The following is a 16,071-nucleotide window of genomic DNA, read 5'->3' as shown; positions in this document are numbered from 1 at the left end:
TTATGTCAAAAAATATATCTAATAACTTTCTTAAAAAAATTAGTGTTAGAAAACTTAAATCTGATAAATCAACAAATTTATTTATTTTATCTGCTATTATTTTAACTACAATTCTTTTTACTGTAATTACTACTTTATCTATAAGTCTTAAAGACAGCCTTGACTTTCAAAAATTTACACTAGAAGGTTATACAGCTCATGGTATTATAAAAAACGTAACATCTACAGATTTAGAAAAAATTCATAATGATCCATCAATAAAAAACATTGGTGAAATGATTCAAGTTACAAATAAAATAGAAAACCCTGAATTTGAAAATTCAAATTTAGTTCTCTGTTACTTAGATGATGAGACATTATCAAAAAGAGTATATTATGACTTAAATGGTAATTTACCATCTGCAGAAAATGAAATTGCTCTTCCAACCTGGGTTCTAGATAAATTTCATTTACCTTATAAATTAGGTCAAGTAATAAATTTACAATATACATGTAATAATCAACATAAATCTACTGACTTCACTTTATCTGCATATTATACAGAATACACAAAATCTAGTACAACAGAAAATGGATTTGGAATAGTTTCAAAGGATTTTAAAGATAATAAAGGTGAAATTTCTTTAGACCTTTATATAACTTTTAATACTGGTGTAAATATAATTGATAATTTTGAAAAAATCCGTTCAGATTTGAATTTAAATAACAAACAAGTTGAGGTAAATAGTGCATGTACTACAACTTCAACTCTAACTTTTGATGAATTACTACCTTATATTTCAATGATAATTACAATAATAATTTGCGGTTACCTCATAATATATAATATATTTTATATTTCAGTTCTAAAAAACATAAAATTTTACGGTTTATTAAAATCACTAGGCACAACAAAAAAGCAGATCAAAAAAATTATTAGATACCAATATTTAAGATTGTCTATTATAGGAATTCCACTTGGAATAATAATAGGTTATTTAATTTGTTTTGTTGTAAGTCCACTTGTCATAAAAAGCGTTAATATTTCAAAACTTAATATCAAATTTAATCCACTTATATTTATTTCAACTATAATATTTGTATTATTCACAATAATAATCTCATGTAAAAAGCCTATTAAAATTGCATCCAAAGTTTCCCCTATTGAAGCATTAAAATATTCCCCTAATTCCAAGCGAAAAAATACTACAAAAGCAGGAACAAATGGTGCTAAAATATACAAAATGGCTTTTCAAAATTTATTTAGAGATAAAACAAAAAGCATTATAGTTATCCTATCTTTAACCTTTGGATTTATTTGTTTTATCTGTGCAGGTGTACTTGCTAATTCGTTAAATCCAGATGCGTATTTAGATACCTATGTACCATATGACTTTAAAGTCGAAAACACTTATCTACAGCGTATAAATACAAATGAGGAAAATCCAATCACCTACGATGATACTAAAGTTTTTAATGAAATAAGTGCCTTGGATAACATAAAAGATGTAAATAAAATTAGTTACTTTTCTGCTCCTCTTGAATATGATGGTGTTTTAAAATCTAATTCAGATGAATTTCGAAAAAAAGCAGGTGGTAATCCCTTTGAATCTAAAGTTAATTCAAATATATTAGGAGTAAATGAACACTTTTTTGACAATATTTCAGACCTTCTTATAGATGGAGATATAGATATTTCAAAATTAAAATCACATAACTATGCCATTGTATCTAATGTATCAAACAACGCAATAAAGGTTGGTGATACAATGAATATTGGAACAAAAGATAATCCAAAACAAGTAGAAGTTATCGCTGTTTTAAAAAGAAATACATATACTCACGTATTTCAAAATGGCCCTGATATAATGATTGATGATAGCTTGCTAAAAGAACTTTACCCTGAGGCAAAACCTTTTATATTAACATTTTCTTTAAAAGATGATAATGCTAAAGAAACATATGAAAAGTTAAAAGATATTACAACTGGCTTTCCATATATAAATATAAAAGCTAAACATCTAGAAAGGAATAATTTTGTAAAATCTCAAAGAGGCATTGCTTTTACCTTAATAAGTATCTCCTCACTAATGTCATTTATCGGCCTAGTAAATTTTATTAATACAATAATAACAAATATAAGTTCTAGAAAGATTGAACTTGCAATTCTCGAATCTATTGGTATGACTAAAAAACAAATAAGAAAAATGCTTACGTTTGAAGGTATTTATTATGGAATATTCTCTTTATTGTTAGTTTCTACTTTCGGAAGTATTCTTGCATATTATTTAGTTGAAGCGTTTAAATATCAAGCTAACTATGCTTCGTTTAATTTTCCAATAATTCAACTTATAGTTACAGGGATAGTTATAATAATAACTTGTGTTTTAACTCCAAAAATAATATTTCATTTTTATTCAAAAAGTAGTATCATTGAACGTTTGAAGAATATCAATTAATAAATATAAACTGTAGGATATTTTTTAATAAATCTCCTACAGTATTTTTTAATATATGGTAAATTTCCTCACCATATCACATTCTATTCTCATATTTAACGAAGCTCATTCCAATATCCCTTATTAGCATCAATTAAATCCTTTAATAATTCCTTGGCAACATCAGTATTTACAACCGTACGGTTTAATACTAGTGCCTGTAATGCTTTTTGATAGCTTCCCTCCAAACAAGCATCTACTGCTAGTTTTTCATATGCATATTGATTTTCTATAAGTCCCTTGTAAAAAGTTGGTATGGTCCCTACAACTAAAGGTTCCACTCCATTACTTCCAACACGGCATGGAACTTCTACCATAGCACCAGAAGAAACATTCTCAATAGTTCCCTTATTCTCTGTAATTGTTAAAAAGATTTCATTGGTGTTATTGGCAATTGCTGTAGCCAAGTCAACTATATACTCAGCATGACATCCCACGTCACTAGTAATCTCATACTCTGTGCCTTGTATTTTACCTAGTGATATAATTTTATTCATCCTACCATAGGTTTCTTTCTCATTTCCATCCATTACTTCATTAGCTCTTGTATACTCTGGATTTTCTTTCTTTGCCATCTTTGATGGATATAAATAGTATTGTAAATATGTGTTTGGTAAATATTCATCATAATCATTTATCATCTGACTCATAAATTGAAAAGTTGATTTCCATGATTTTTCTTGGAAAAGAGGTTCTGTTTGTACATCTACTGGGGTTTTGAGTATTTCTCTTAACTTAGGTAAATAATCTTTTCCAGTCTTCTTGTCCAAAACATGGGTAAACCATCCAAAATGATTAAGTCCAAAATATCTAGGTTCTAAATCCCTCCTACCTACTCCAAGCACACTTGCGTAAATCTCCATAATTGCAATTGGCATATCACAAATATTAATAATGCGATAGTCATCAGGGAACACCCTTTTCGTTGCCTCTGCAACAATTGCAGCAGGATTAGAATAATTTAAAATCCAGCATTCTGGGGAATAAGTTCTAATATCCTTTACTAAGTCTATAACAGCAGGAACACTTCTTAAACCATATGCAAATCCTCCAGCTCCACAAGTTTCCTGACCAAGACAACCATGTTTAAGTGAAATTTTTTCATCCTTTTCACGCATCTTTAATCTTCCTGCTCTAATTTGCATAAGGGCAAAATCTATATCCTGAAATGCTTCTTTTTTATCAGTAGTCCATATTATTTCCTCTAACTCTGGATAATACTCTTTAAATAATATTTTTGCATACTTACCCACTACTTCTTGACGTTCCCTCTCAATATCATATAGTACAATTTTTCTTAAAGGAAATCTTTCTTTTTGATTACATAACATTGCAAGCATATCTGGTGTATAACGGCTTGCTCCCCCAACAATACATATAGAATATTTTTTCATTTTACATCTCTCCTTTTTTCATATTTAATAAATTAACAAGTTTTTCTTTTTCATCTTCTACAGTCATTCCAATAATAATCTGTACATTACTTCCTTTAATAACAACACCTTTTTGCTTAGCCTTACTTATTATTTCTTTATTCACTTTACTAACGTCCTTTACATCAATTCTCAAACGTGTAAAACAGTTATTTACCTCTAAAATATTGTAAACTCCACCTAACCCTTCAATAAATATCTCAGAATCTTGATCATCATTAGCATTCTTCTCAACAATAGCACTGCCATCTGCCTGAATATTAATTTCATTGTCAGAGACCTCTTCCCTACCAGGAGTCTTAATATCCAGCTTTTTAATTAAGAAAACAAATACTAAATACCATACTACAGCCATTATAATTCCCACTGTAAAGAAAATATATATTTTTGAAAGTTTTGGACTTATTACAGAATTACAAACTAATGTATCCAATAATCCATAAATTGAATATGTCCTTGAACCTAGTATCCAAAGTAGCATTTCTGAAAAACCGGTAAGCAAACCATGTACTAGCCAAAGCAAAGGTGATATAAAAAGAAATGAAAAATCAAGTGGTTCTGTAATACCTGCTACCACTGCAACAAAAAGTGCTGGAATAAGTAATCCCTTTACGGTCTTTTTATTCTGTGGTTTTGCAGTTTTTATCATAGCAAGAACAACACCTACACTTGCAAAGATTTTTGCAAATCCAAAGGTTGCAAACCTTATTGATGGATCAATAGCTGTTAAATGAGCACTATTACCCATTTCCGCATAAAAAATATTAACAGCTCCCTGTGCAGCGTCACCAGCAACATTTAAAGTTCCACCAATTCCAGTGAAGCAAAATGGCATCCATAATAAATGATGCAAGCCAGTTGGTATTAAAAATCTATTTCCAAATGCATATAAAAATACACCAAGTGAACCTGCACTCTTCATAAATCCTGATAGTGCATTAATACCATAGTTTACCACAGGCCATACATAACTAAGCACAATTGCTAATATCAAAGTAATTGGAATCATTACTATAAATACAAATCTTGATCCACCATATACTCTAAACATATCTCCAAACTGTACATCAGCCAACTTGTTAAATACATATCCAGTAATACATCCTAGTATTATTCCTAAGAAAACATTCATATCTACTACTTGAAATCCTAAAACAGTATTTTGTCCAGTTCCAAATAGCCCCATAGCTCCTGGCGTAGCTAACATATTTTGTGATGTAAGCCATGCATTATTACTTGCTAAGAACATAATGTAAACTATTAATCCTATGATAGCTGCATCAACCTTTTTCTTCTTTGCAAATGCTGTTGCAATTCCAACACAAAAGATAATAGAAAGATTATTTAACATAGCATCCATCATCTTTTTTAAAAGTGTACCAATAAAAACTATAAATGATGGCATAAACTCTAGTTGCATAATAACAGCAACAGCAAGAGCAATTCCCATAACTGTTAAGAACATAACTGGTTGTACTGCAGCTTGTGAAAATTTTTGACCTAATAACAATATTTTTTTTCTCATGATTTAGTACCTCCTTCTTTTATTTATTTAAAATATATCCTAGTTTATTTACGCTAGCAATAGAGTTTCCACGCTTATGAAAATGTTTACTAAAAGTGAAAAAGTTCACTAAAAAAATGGTATAAAAAAACTGATAACATGGCTTATCACAAACTTTCTTCCGCAATAATCCATTTTATCAGTTACTTTTATCCATATAGGCTCTTAATATTATTTTTCAGATAAATATCTTTTAGAGTATTCACTTAGTGCTAATTCTAACAAAATTATGAGGTTAGCAGTAAATAAATTTGGTAAGTAATGCTCCCTATCTGATTTTATACCAGCTATCTCCAGTGTCACATGAGATATTTTTGCCAAAGGTGAATCTTTACTGGCAGTAAAAGCTATTACTTTAAAATTATTTCTAATAGCTTCGTTGACCTTTTCAATAATCTCAGCTCTGTATCCTGAATAAGAAAAAAACAAGTATAAACCAGATTTATTATTTTTAAAGGCCTCATAGTGATAACTACTAGCTGCATCAAATCCAAATATCAATAGCTTTTGTAAATAATATTCCCTAGCACTATCACAAACTCCTAGTGAATCTAAATATATCTTTTTATCTTTAAATTCTCTTAATGCCTCTACAAGTATATTAATATCACCCTTTAAGTGCTCATTCATACACATGTCGCTACTATTATTAAAAAAATCTAATTTTGAGGAGTTATTATTAGCAGCGAGAATAGTATAATACATTTCGCTATATCCACTATACCCAAGCTTTTTTGATAGTTTTACAATTGTTGCCTTTGAAACAAAGCATTCCTTTGCAATTATATCTATACCAACTTTTTCATTTTTATTAATATAATTTTGTACTTTATTTAAGATCACTTTTTCAAGTTCCGTTAATGTTACATCATTCCCCATTTATAAACACCTTCTGCTCATAAAATGTATTTTCTATTAGTATATCATTTCATTAACATTTAATCTATTATATTACCATACTTTTTATACATCTTTCCACTTCAATTACATAGTTTTGTAATTTATACTCTCTATGAAAAATTTTGTATAAACTAAATAAAAATAAATTATCCCCAAGGAATAAATGTTCTAATTCCTTAGGGATAATTTTTTTAGCCTATAACTTCTTTTGCCATATTAATCATATCATCTTGACTTAATTCAGTATAATCCACATTCAAGATACAATATGATATTCCATCTTCATACCACGTAACTGTTTGATTTTGATTAACTTCTATTTCGTCGCTTCCATATCCGATTTGAAGAAGTCCTTTATTTTGCAATTCTTTTTCTTCATCTGTTGGCTTATATCCTTCTGGAACTGCCTTGTATTGATTGCTAGTATATTCAATATTTATTCCTTTATATTCTACTGTTACAGTATTTTTTAATGTGTCTTCATCCAAATATTTCTGATCTATTTTTTTAGCATACACAGTCAAACTCTGATTCTTTTTAGAACCTTCTTTTGTGTAATCAAAATCTGCACCCTTGTATTTCTCAACAGCAGCTCCTTTATCATCACGGATTTCATTGTTTGAATAGTTAAATGTATTAAATTTAAACCCATTATTAAAGGCTTCAACATATTTAGGTATAAAGCCAGCACTCTCTTTTACTTTATCTTTACTTGGAAAATTTTTAACTTCAGTTTGACGAGATGATGAACTAAACATTGCAAAGTGATTAGTTGCTGCAACACATGTTACTGTTGTTGCAACAATAAGCATTCCAGCAATTATAACTGTCTTTGGTTTTAATAATCTATGTTTCATAACAAAAACTCCTTTATCTTCTTTTTCTTTTAATATTTCATTTCTAATTTTAAAAAACATATTTTCAGGTACTGAAGCATTATCTGATTTACTAATTAAGCATTCTTTAATTTTTTTATCTATATTTTCATTAAATCTTTTATTCATTAAGTCTCACCCTCTTTAAATTTCTATGATTATATTCATCGTCACACTTAATTAAACTTCTTTTTAATTTTTTCCTTGCACTATGAAGCCTTGACTTTACTGTCCCTTCAAAGCAGTCCATTATTTTTGCAATTTCCTTAACTGTAAGACCGTTAAAATAATATAGAACAATTACTGTTTTTTGTTTTAAATCAAGCTTTTCAATTTCTGCATAAAGATTATTTTTTTCTTCTTTTCTTAAATATTGCTCTATAGAAGTATCAATACTTTTTTCATCTGCTTTTTCAAATATATTGTCAACTGGCAGCGATTTCTTATCTTTTTTTGCATATCTCCATGCAATTCGCGTAAGCATTTTAAAAAACCATGATTTAAAAACCTGAGGATTTTTAAGACTTTTTACATTGTTATAACAGCTTATAAATGCTTCTTGTACAACATCTTCACTTGTATGCTTACTACCTGTAATAAGATATGCATATTTAAATGATTCGTTTTTATATATTTCAAACAACTCACCTAATGCGTTCATATCACCAGACTGGATTTTTATGACAAGCTCTTCTTCACACAATTTACTGTCTCCCTTCGATTCTTATTGATGCATCTATATATTAGAGGCATTAAATACTTAATCGGTTCATTTTTAGAAAAAATTTTTTTATATCTTTAATCTATAGAATTAATTATATTCCTTATAATAGGGTATTTAAAATGAAAGTAGCCTTAGGCAAACTATACAAATGCCTAAGACTACTTTTACAATTCACTTATAATATGGTTCACCTATAAGGCACTGAATCTTATTCCTCCTTAAAAAGGTCCTAATGGAATAAGACTCAGTGCTTCTTAACATTCTTAATACAACTCTTTTAAAATAAACTGCTAAACCCTAGCTAACCTGTTTTATGTAGTGTTTGCTTCTAACCATTCTCATTTGTGAAATGGAGTATATAGCTAGTGCAACCCATATAAAGCAAAATCCTATCATATCCAAAGCTGTGAAGCTTTCATGATACACAAAAATTCCAATAAGTAGACTTATAGTTGGCGAAATATATTGAGTGAAGCCAAGCACTGACATAGGAAGTCTTCTTGCTCCACTTGCAAAAAGCAATAATGGAATCGCTGTAACTACACCAGCACCTATAAGCAAAATAATTACAACTACACCTTCCTTCTGAAATGCACTCACTCCACTAAATTGCCTTGCTGCTATATACGCTAACGCAGCTGGAGTTAGCATAGTTGTTTCCAGGGTTAAACCTACTATAGAATTAGCCTTAATTGATTTCTTTATTGCACCGTATAATGCAAAAGAAATAGCTAAACCTAATGAAATCCAAGGGATTTTACCATACTGCAAAGTTTTGATTATTACGCCAATAAATGCAACAAAAAGTGCCCCTCCTTGCAAAAAGCTTAGCTTTTCCTTAAAAATTACAACCCCAAGTGCCACTGCAAATAATGGATTTATATAATACCCTAGACTTGCGTCTACAATCTTATCTGAGTTAACAGCCCAAATATAGAGCCCCCAGTTAAAGGCAATCAAAATTGATGCAATAAATATATAAAGCATTTGTTTCTTATCCTTCGCTATACGTCTAAGCTCTCCCCATTGTTTGGTCACTGCAATAATTATAATTGTAAAAACAAAGGCCCAAACTATTCTGTTAGATAAAATCTCCATTGAAAACACACTATCTATAAGTTTCCAGTATACGGGCAAAACACCCCATAATGTATATGCAGCAGCTGCATATATTACACCAATATTCTTTTCATTACGCATTTACCTTCCCCCTTCTTAAATAACTACTTTTCATATTTTCTCATATTTAAGATATGACATCCTATGTTTTATATATATTTAATTACTTTTTGCTATTATTGAACCATTCAATTGTTGCATCTTTCATTTCCTTCGGAAGTATTTTATTATATACCTGATCATATAGCCATGCCAATGTCTTATTCCTTAAATATTTTCTCATTTCATCTTCTGCTTCTAACATTACAACTTTTATTAAACAAGGACATTTTGTATGCGTATCTGGTAAATTATCTTTATCTAATAATATATTATTTTGTCTAATTTCTGCACATTGAAAAAATGGTTCACTTCCTTCTACTGCTTCGACAACATCCCAAAAAGTTATCTCTTCAGCACTACGAGCTAGCACATAACCACCCTTTACACCTGGTATAGATTTTATAATTCCTGACTTACTTAATTTTGCATATACTTTTGATAAATAAGTTTCAGAGATACCTTGAAATGTTGCTAAATCCCTTATTCCCACAGATTTACCTTCTTCTGAGTTTACCATATATAATAAACAATGTATTGCATATTCTACTCCTACTGAGAATTTCATTTTTCATACTCCTTTGATATATAATCTTCTCTTAATAATATCCTATTATTTATTCTCATTCAAGATAATCATACATCATTAAATATATATCTTTAGCAAAAAATGTCTATTGACAAAAGAAATAAATAATCATATTATAATCATAGACAATAGTTATCCACGATATTAATTGTCTGTAATGATAGCTATATATTTTTTAAAAGAAAGAAGGAATATAAAATGTTTACAGAAAAGTTTTTTGAGGTACTAAATCATGAAGGAGTAGTTTCTATTGTAACTTGTGCAAATAATGAAGCTCATGTCGTTAATACATGGAATAGTTATTTAATTATTGTAGAAGAAAATAAAATCCTAATTCCTGCAGCTGCTATGATTAAAACGGAAGAAAATATTAATGCTAACCCTAAAGTTAAATTGACTCTTGGTAGTAAGGAAGTAATGGGCTATCAATTTATGGGAACTGGGTTTCTGCTTGAAGGAACTGCTAAATTTTTAAAAGATGGGGATAACTTTAAAATGATGAAAGAAAAGTGTCCATTCCTTACAAGAACATTAGAAGTTACAGTTACCTCTTGCAAACAAACATTATAATTTTCTAGATCTAAGGAGAGAAATATGCCTAGAAGAATAAATAAATCAGATTGTGTAGGTTGTGGAACTTGCCAGAGAGTATGTATTGTTGGATGCATCGCAGAAGAAAGAGATAGAAAAAGAATAATCAACGAATCTGCTTGTGTTGACTGTGGAGCTTGTCAATTAGCTTGTCCTAAGAAATGTATTTCTCAAAAATAACTGAAATGATAAATTTAAACATGGAATTTTTTTAAATAGTAATTATAAAGCCGTACCACAAAGAGGTGGAACGGCTTACTTTGAATCATTTTAAATTAAACAAGCGCTCTTTCTATTTTGAATAAATAATTCTTTCTTATGATAGAAAAATAATGAATCAGCCTACTTAATTTTTAGCCGATTCATTTTATACTACATTTTGAAGTTCTAAGAGAACACAGCAAGTCCTTTTTTCTTTCTACATATACTATCGATACCTATTTTTTTATAAGTTCGTACCCAACGTTGAACAGTAGATCGATGACCTATATTAAATTGTTTTGCTAAAGTAATATAACCTCCTTCACCTCTTAAATAAGCATTAATTACTTTTAACTTTAATTCATCGTCATATTTTACCATAATAAAATACACCCCCAAAGTTAGATTTTTGGTCTAACTTTAAGGGTGCATACCAAGACAAGCTATACAAACGCCTAAGACTACTTTTACAATTCACTTATAATATTAAAAAAGTTTCAACTGTACATCTTCAACTTTCACTCTTGATGACACCATTACTTCGCTTTCTTCTTCTCCTACTATATGATCTGACAACATAACTCTTAATCCATTTTTTAATTTTGAAGTAACTAAATTCATTACATAAATATTATCAAACCTATTAATTATAGAATCGCCACCTAATCCTGTTAAACATATAAGTTGAGTTTTACTTTTCTTTGAAATATCCATTAAAGGCTTTAATAAATGTTCTGCATTTGTCTGTGCAAAGGGATTATCCATAATAAGGACCTTTGATGATTCTTTTCTGGAAAATATATCTCTATCTTCTCTTCTCATATAAGATAGAAGACTAGATAATATTATAAAAGCAGATAAGAACCCCTCACCCCCTGAATTCTTAGAGACCTCATCCCAAGTAATTTGTTTCTGTCTATTTTCTTCTATTTTATAAAGCTTAATATTAATATTTCCTATTGAAATTATCTCATCATAAAGTTTTACTATAGTGATGCTGTTTTGAATATATTCACTTATACTTTCATTTTTTTCTAGAAGACCTACACAATAATCTCTTATATTTTGAATATATTCTTTAAGTTTCATCATATATAATTCTTTGTTTTCTTCCATATTAACTACTGAAATTTTAAGCATTTTTATTGATTTTCCATTAATATTTATTGAAGAATTCTCATCGATTTCATCAACATTTTTGTTAACTAAAGAAATATACTCGTAAAGATTAGTTAAAATATTTTTTTCTTCTTTATTGATTATTTCAATATCGTGCATAAGTTTTTCTACTAATCTCTCATATGAATCTAAAATTATTTCAAGTTGTTTTAATAAACTATTGGGATTATTACAAACTTTTTTAAGACTATCCATTGCATCAACAAATAATAAATCATTATTAAACATTTCGTCATTAGCTATAGTATCAACTATTTCTACAAGCTTTTTCTCATTTTCTCCTATGCTTTTATTAATAAGTCTATAGTCTCTTTTAAGCTTTCCAGTAATACTATCCAATTTACTGATATTAAATTCAACTTCTATTGAAGTCTCTATTTCAAAGTCATATTCATTTAATCCATTTTTGTTTATCTTTAATAGGTTAAGTTCTTCACTAATAGCAACTTTTTTGCTGTTCAATTCCTGTTCTTTTATATTTAAATTAGCAAGCTCTTCTTTGAAATTCTTATTAAATATTTCGCTTCTGTCTTTTGGTTTATCTCTATTAATAAGTTCTTTAATTTGATCATATAAATTTGATTTATTTGCTTCTTCCTTTGCTTTTCTATTACCATATTCTGAAATATTATCCTTCATCCCATCAATTTTTTCCTCTATTTTTTCAATATCATTTATCAACTTACTTTCCTTGTTACTATCATAAATGACATCCTTAAAATTATTTTCTTCAATATTATACAATGAGATTTTATCACTTAATTCTTTTTCTACTTTTCTAAATTTTTCATTTTCTTTTTCAAATTCTTCTTCTAACTCAGGCATACTTTCAGAAATCTCTTTTGTAATAACCTCATATTCGGAATATAAATCTTCTAAATCACTGTTTATAATATTACCATTATTATAACCTTTAAATTTTTCTAGCTTTGTACTACATTCATCTATTTTACTTAAATATAATCTTTTCTTTTCTAATTGCATATCAAACTGCTCTTTATCCCCTTGATACTGTTCATATTTTGAAACTAAATAATTATATTCAGTTAACTTTCTATTACTCTCTTTAATATTCTCCTTTAACTCGTCACTTTTATCATCATTTTCATTAATAGCATCTGTCAATTCACCTATAATATTATTAAGTGAAATTAATCCTTCTTTATTTATTTTTATTGCCTCTTCTTTTTCTTTTAAATCTCTATTTGTTTTTTCGTACAATTCCTTAGTCAATTTTGAATTATTAATAAAGCCCTTTTTATCGTTATAAAAATCTATTGACTCTTTCTTTTCTAATATGTAATTATCAATTTTAAGAATTTCCTTTTCTTTTAATTCTAATAGTCTTTTTAATTCTTCTTTATTTAATAATTTATTGTTAAATGAAGTATAAAATCGTATATCATCAAATTCAATTATATTTCCACTTCTATTTTCTATAAGACACTCTATATTCTCTCTTGATATTATTGGAATAGGTACTGATGTAAAAACCTCTATTTCATCTTTTGCTAGTATATTAATTTCTCTACTATTCATAATTAAGGAATATGGTATAAATGGGTTTTTCTTAACCAGTTCTATATTATCTTCTTCAGACAATTCATTCTTTTTAAGATATTCCATACCATAAGTAATATTAATTTCTCTATTTTTCAATTCATCTATAAAGTCCTTTGGAAGATTATCTATTTTTCCTGTATTTAATCTATAGATCTCTCCTTCAATATTATGTTTATCTTTGTAAAGTTCTTGCAAATCTATATTTTGCATCTCTATCTTTTTATTAAAACCATTTACAATCTCTTCTCTATCAAACATTTTATTTTCATCTAAATTTATATACTTTACTATATCCTTCCTCTTTATAATATCTTCTTCATAATTCTTAATATCTTTTAACACATTATCAAATTCTACTTTTAATCTACTTTCTTCCCTCCCCTTTTTATCCTTTTCTGATTTTTTAGCATTTAGTAATTTATCTTTTTCTATAGTATCCTCTTCAATTTTTCTCTTTTCTTTTTCGAATTTTTCTATATCTAAAGATATATCTCTACCAAGAACTATTAGATCTTCTTCAAGATAATATCCCTCAATATTTCTTAGCAAATTCTCATTATAAGTTCTGTTAAATTTATCTTCCACTTCATCAAAAGCCTTTATTTTTGTACTTAATTTACCTTCTTCATTTGAAATTTTATTTAATATTTTTTGGAATTCTTCAATATTTTTTTGCAAATCAGCTTTTTGGGAACTAGATAAATTCAGGCTATCTTTGTTTTTACCCATTTCTATATTTAAAGCATTATATTCATCCTTTAAATATTTTTTAATAGTATACCCAAGATCATTAATTCTAGGTGCATTATCTTTTTGCTTATATCGTATAGCTTTCAGCTTCGTTTCTATCTTTTGAAGCTCCTTGGAATACTCCTTATATCGCTCATAAACATTAGCACAATTTAAAATATTATGTTCTTTTTTTAATTTATTTAAGCTTTCCCTGGCTTCTTCAATTTCCTTAATTTTATTATCTATCTCTTTTTCAAGCTTATCTATTTCATCAATTACTAAATATATGTTCATAGATAGCTCTTCATATTTAATTTCCTTTAATTCTTGTTTGTTTTTTAGTAATTCTCCATCAAGTCTACTTAAGTTATTTTCTTTTTCTTCTATATAGTCGCTAAGGGCCTTTATGTAATTAGCTATTTTATTTTCATGCATCTTTAATTTAGTTTCATTTTCTTTAAATTCTACTGCTGCAGCCTTTACTGCTACTGACCTTTCAGTAAATATCTCAATTTTACTCTTTCTATCTATATCACTTTTATTACTTTTATATTGGAATATATATTTTTCTAGAATATCCCTATAATTCTTTATTCTATCTTCATCTCTACTTAACTTTTCTTCTATATTAGGTAAAAACCATTTTTTAATTAAGCCTTCAGTATTTTTAGCCTCCTTAAAAAGCTGAGACAAACCAGACTCAGTTAAATTAATTCTTTTAATAATATTTTCCCATTCCTTATGATCTATCCCATACTCTCTTAGCTTGTTAAAATAGGCTCTAGAAGTACCTGAATTATTCATATCATAATAATTAAAATCAAATTCTGGATCTTTTTTTATTTCATCAAATAACTTTTTACTATTCCCAAAACTCTTTATCTTACGTCCTTCCCCGTCCTTCTCAATAATAGGGATGCTTTTTATATCATATTTATTTCTCCATTTATATTCATATATAAAATTAATAATGTCTAATGTTTCTTTAGAGTTTTCATCTGATGCAACTTCTTTTTTTCTTACCATCATTCCAGTTAAAAGGTATCCTGCATTATCATCTAAATTCCATTCCATCATAATGTATGTAGGCATTTTTCCTGTAAAATAGCTATCAAAAGTTCTGTAATTTAAGTCTCTATATCTATTTCTTACAAAAGGAGCAATCATCATTTGAACGATAACGGATTTCCCTCCACCATTTTTCAAATTAAGCATTGTATTTTCACCATTTAAATAAAATAATTGATCATCTATTTTTGAATTATTGTTATTATAATTTAAATTTACTAACCTAAGATAATTAAAATTACTCATGTACTTCCTCCCCTAATGCTTCAACTACTCTATTATAATTTTTTCTATTTAATAAATGCCAATCCATAAAATAATCAAGCTTTTTAGTAGTTTTTATCATATCATCACTTTGAATATAATCTATCAATCCTTGATTATCTAAAAATGAAAGTATTGTATTTACAAAACCTTCTTTAGTAGTTTTTGATCTATTTTGCTTTTCAGAACCTTTTAAGGACTCAAATTTTTCTAAAATATTGCTAAAAGCTATCCCTCCCTCTTCTATATCTTTATTAATAGCACTTCTTTCTACTCCTTCTTTAAGCTTTTCAGCTATAATATTTAAGAATTCTCCAACCTTTAGAAATTCTCTACACTTACTACTTAAACCAGTTGCTCCATAAAAAGAAACTATTAAAGTCATAATAACAAATTGAGATAAATAGTAATCTTTTTCATTAGCTCCTGATTTACATAATACTGACTTAAGCTCACCTTTAGAATATCCTAAAAAATCATTATCCTCCTTAGGAATAAAATATACTACTGTTCCAAACTTTTTTACTTCACAGTTTAATTCATCAGCTGATATTTTAACTAATTCTTGAACATTCTCATTCTCTGAATAATATTTATAAAGTGCAATCTCATCTTCCTTTAATTCCCTTTTCTTCATTAAATAATATATTATCCTATTACTAATCCTTATTTCTTCTAATGAATAATTCAAAC

At 27.9% G+C, this 16,071-nt stretch carries 13 protein-coding genes; 3 read left to right on the top strand and 10 right to left on the bottom strand.

Features of this window, described 5'->3' with window-relative positions; all coding sequences use genetic code 11:
- Positions 1-2 precede the first annotated feature (2 nt).
- A complete protein-coding gene (locus tag H9661_RS14085; RefSeq protein WP_191769460.1) occupies positions 3-2,438 on the top strand; it encodes an ABC transporter permease in 2,436 nt (811 codons plus the stop codon).
- Between the two features lie 95 nt (positions 2,439-2,533).
- On the opposite strand, the gene H9661_RS14080 is transcribed toward H9661_RS14085, so the two are convergent.
- The 7 genes from H9661_RS14080 to H9661_RS14050 all read right to left on the bottom strand — a co-directional run bounded on the left by H9661_RS14080 (position 2,534) and on the right by H9661_RS14050 (position 9,759).
- Entirely contained in the window at positions 2,534-3,871 is a 1,338-nt protein-coding gene (locus H9661_RS14080; protein ID WP_191769458.1) for a 6-phospho-alpha-glucosidase, read from the bottom strand.
- Between the two features lies 1 nt (position 3,872).
- Entirely contained in the window at positions 3,873-5,435 is a 1,563-nt protein-coding gene (locus tag H9661_RS14075; protein ID WP_191769456.1) for a PTS transporter subunit EIIC, read from the bottom strand.
- A gap of 210 nt (positions 5,436-5,645) precedes the next feature.
- Positions 5,646-6,353 (bottom strand): MurR/RpiR family transcriptional regulator, encoded by a 708-nt coding sequence (locus H9661_RS14070; RefSeq protein ID WP_143317728.1) that lies wholly within the window; start codon positions 6,351-6,353, stop codon positions 5,646-5,648.
- A 212-nt stretch (positions 6,354-6,565) separates the two neighbouring features.
- Complete coding sequence (locus tag H9661_RS14065) at positions 6,566-7,378, bottom strand: hypothetical protein (RefSeq protein ID WP_143317727.1); 813 nt, start codon at positions 7,376-7,378, stop codon at positions 6,566-6,568.
- Positions 7,371-7,952: an RNA polymerase sigma factor gene (locus tag H9661_RS14060; protein ID WP_191769454.1), complete on the bottom strand. Its 582-nt coding sequence runs from the start codon at positions 7,950-7,952 to the stop codon at positions 7,371-7,373. The genes H9661_RS14065 and H9661_RS14060 overlap by 8 nt, the downstream gene beginning before the upstream one ends.
- A gap of 318 nt (positions 7,953-8,270) precedes the next feature.
- Positions 8,271-9,173, bottom strand: a complete 903-nt coding sequence (gene rarD, locus H9661_RS14055; RefSeq protein WP_143317725.1) for an EamA family transporter RarD — start codon at positions 9,171-9,173, stop codon at positions 8,271-8,273.
- Positions 9,174-9,255: 82 nt separating this feature from the next.
- Complete coding sequence (locus H9661_RS14050) at positions 9,256-9,759, bottom strand: RrF2 family transcriptional regulator (RefSeq protein WP_191769452.1); 504 nt, start codon at positions 9,757-9,759, stop codon at positions 9,256-9,258.
- Between the two features lie 219 nt (positions 9,760-9,978).
- On the opposite strand from H9661_RS14050, the gene H9661_RS14045 reads away from it, so the two are divergent.
- Positions 9,979-10,350 (top strand): pyridoxamine 5'-phosphate oxidase family protein, encoded by a 372-nt coding sequence (locus tag H9661_RS14045; protein WP_143317723.1) that lies wholly within the window; start codon positions 9,979-9,981, stop codon positions 10,348-10,350.
- Between the two features lie 24 nt (positions 10,351-10,374).
- Positions 10,375-10,551, top strand: coding sequence for a 4Fe-4S binding protein (locus H9661_RS14040; protein WP_143317722.1), 177 nt, complete (start codon positions 10,375-10,377; stop codon positions 10,549-10,551).
- A gap of 207 nt (positions 10,552-10,758) precedes the next feature.
- Here H9661_RS14040 and H9661_RS14035 read toward each other — a convergent pair whose 3' ends face one another.
- The 3 genes from H9661_RS14035 to H9661_RS14025 all read right to left on the bottom strand — a co-directional run bounded on the left by H9661_RS14035 (position 10,759) and on the right by H9661_RS14025 (position 16,069).
- Complete coding sequence (locus H9661_RS14035; protein ID WP_191769450.1) at positions 10,759-10,953, bottom strand: helix-turn-helix domain-containing protein; 195 nt, start codon at positions 10,951-10,953, stop codon at positions 10,759-10,761.
- A gap of 105 nt (positions 10,954-11,058) precedes the next feature.
- Positions 11,059-15,360 (bottom strand): hypothetical protein, encoded by a 4,302-nt coding sequence (locus tag H9661_RS14030; protein ID WP_191769448.1) that lies wholly within the window; start codon positions 15,358-15,360, stop codon positions 11,059-11,061.
- On the bottom strand, positions 15,353-16,069 hold the full coding sequence (locus tag H9661_RS14025) for a DUF6063 family protein (protein WP_143317719.1): 717 nt from the start codon (positions 16,067-16,069) through the stop codon (positions 15,353-15,355). The genes H9661_RS14030 and H9661_RS14025 overlap by 8 nt, the downstream gene beginning before the upstream one ends.
- Between the last annotated feature and the right edge of the window lie 2 nt (positions 16,070-16,071).

Source organism: Clostridium cibarium (genome assembly GCF_014836335.1).
Taxonomy (GTDB): domain Bacteria; phylum Bacillota; class Clostridia; order Clostridiales; family Clostridiaceae; genus Clostridium; species Clostridium cibarium.
The sequence above is the reverse complement of the archived record's forward strand: the minus strand, read 5'-3'. Positions and strand labels throughout refer to the sequence as shown.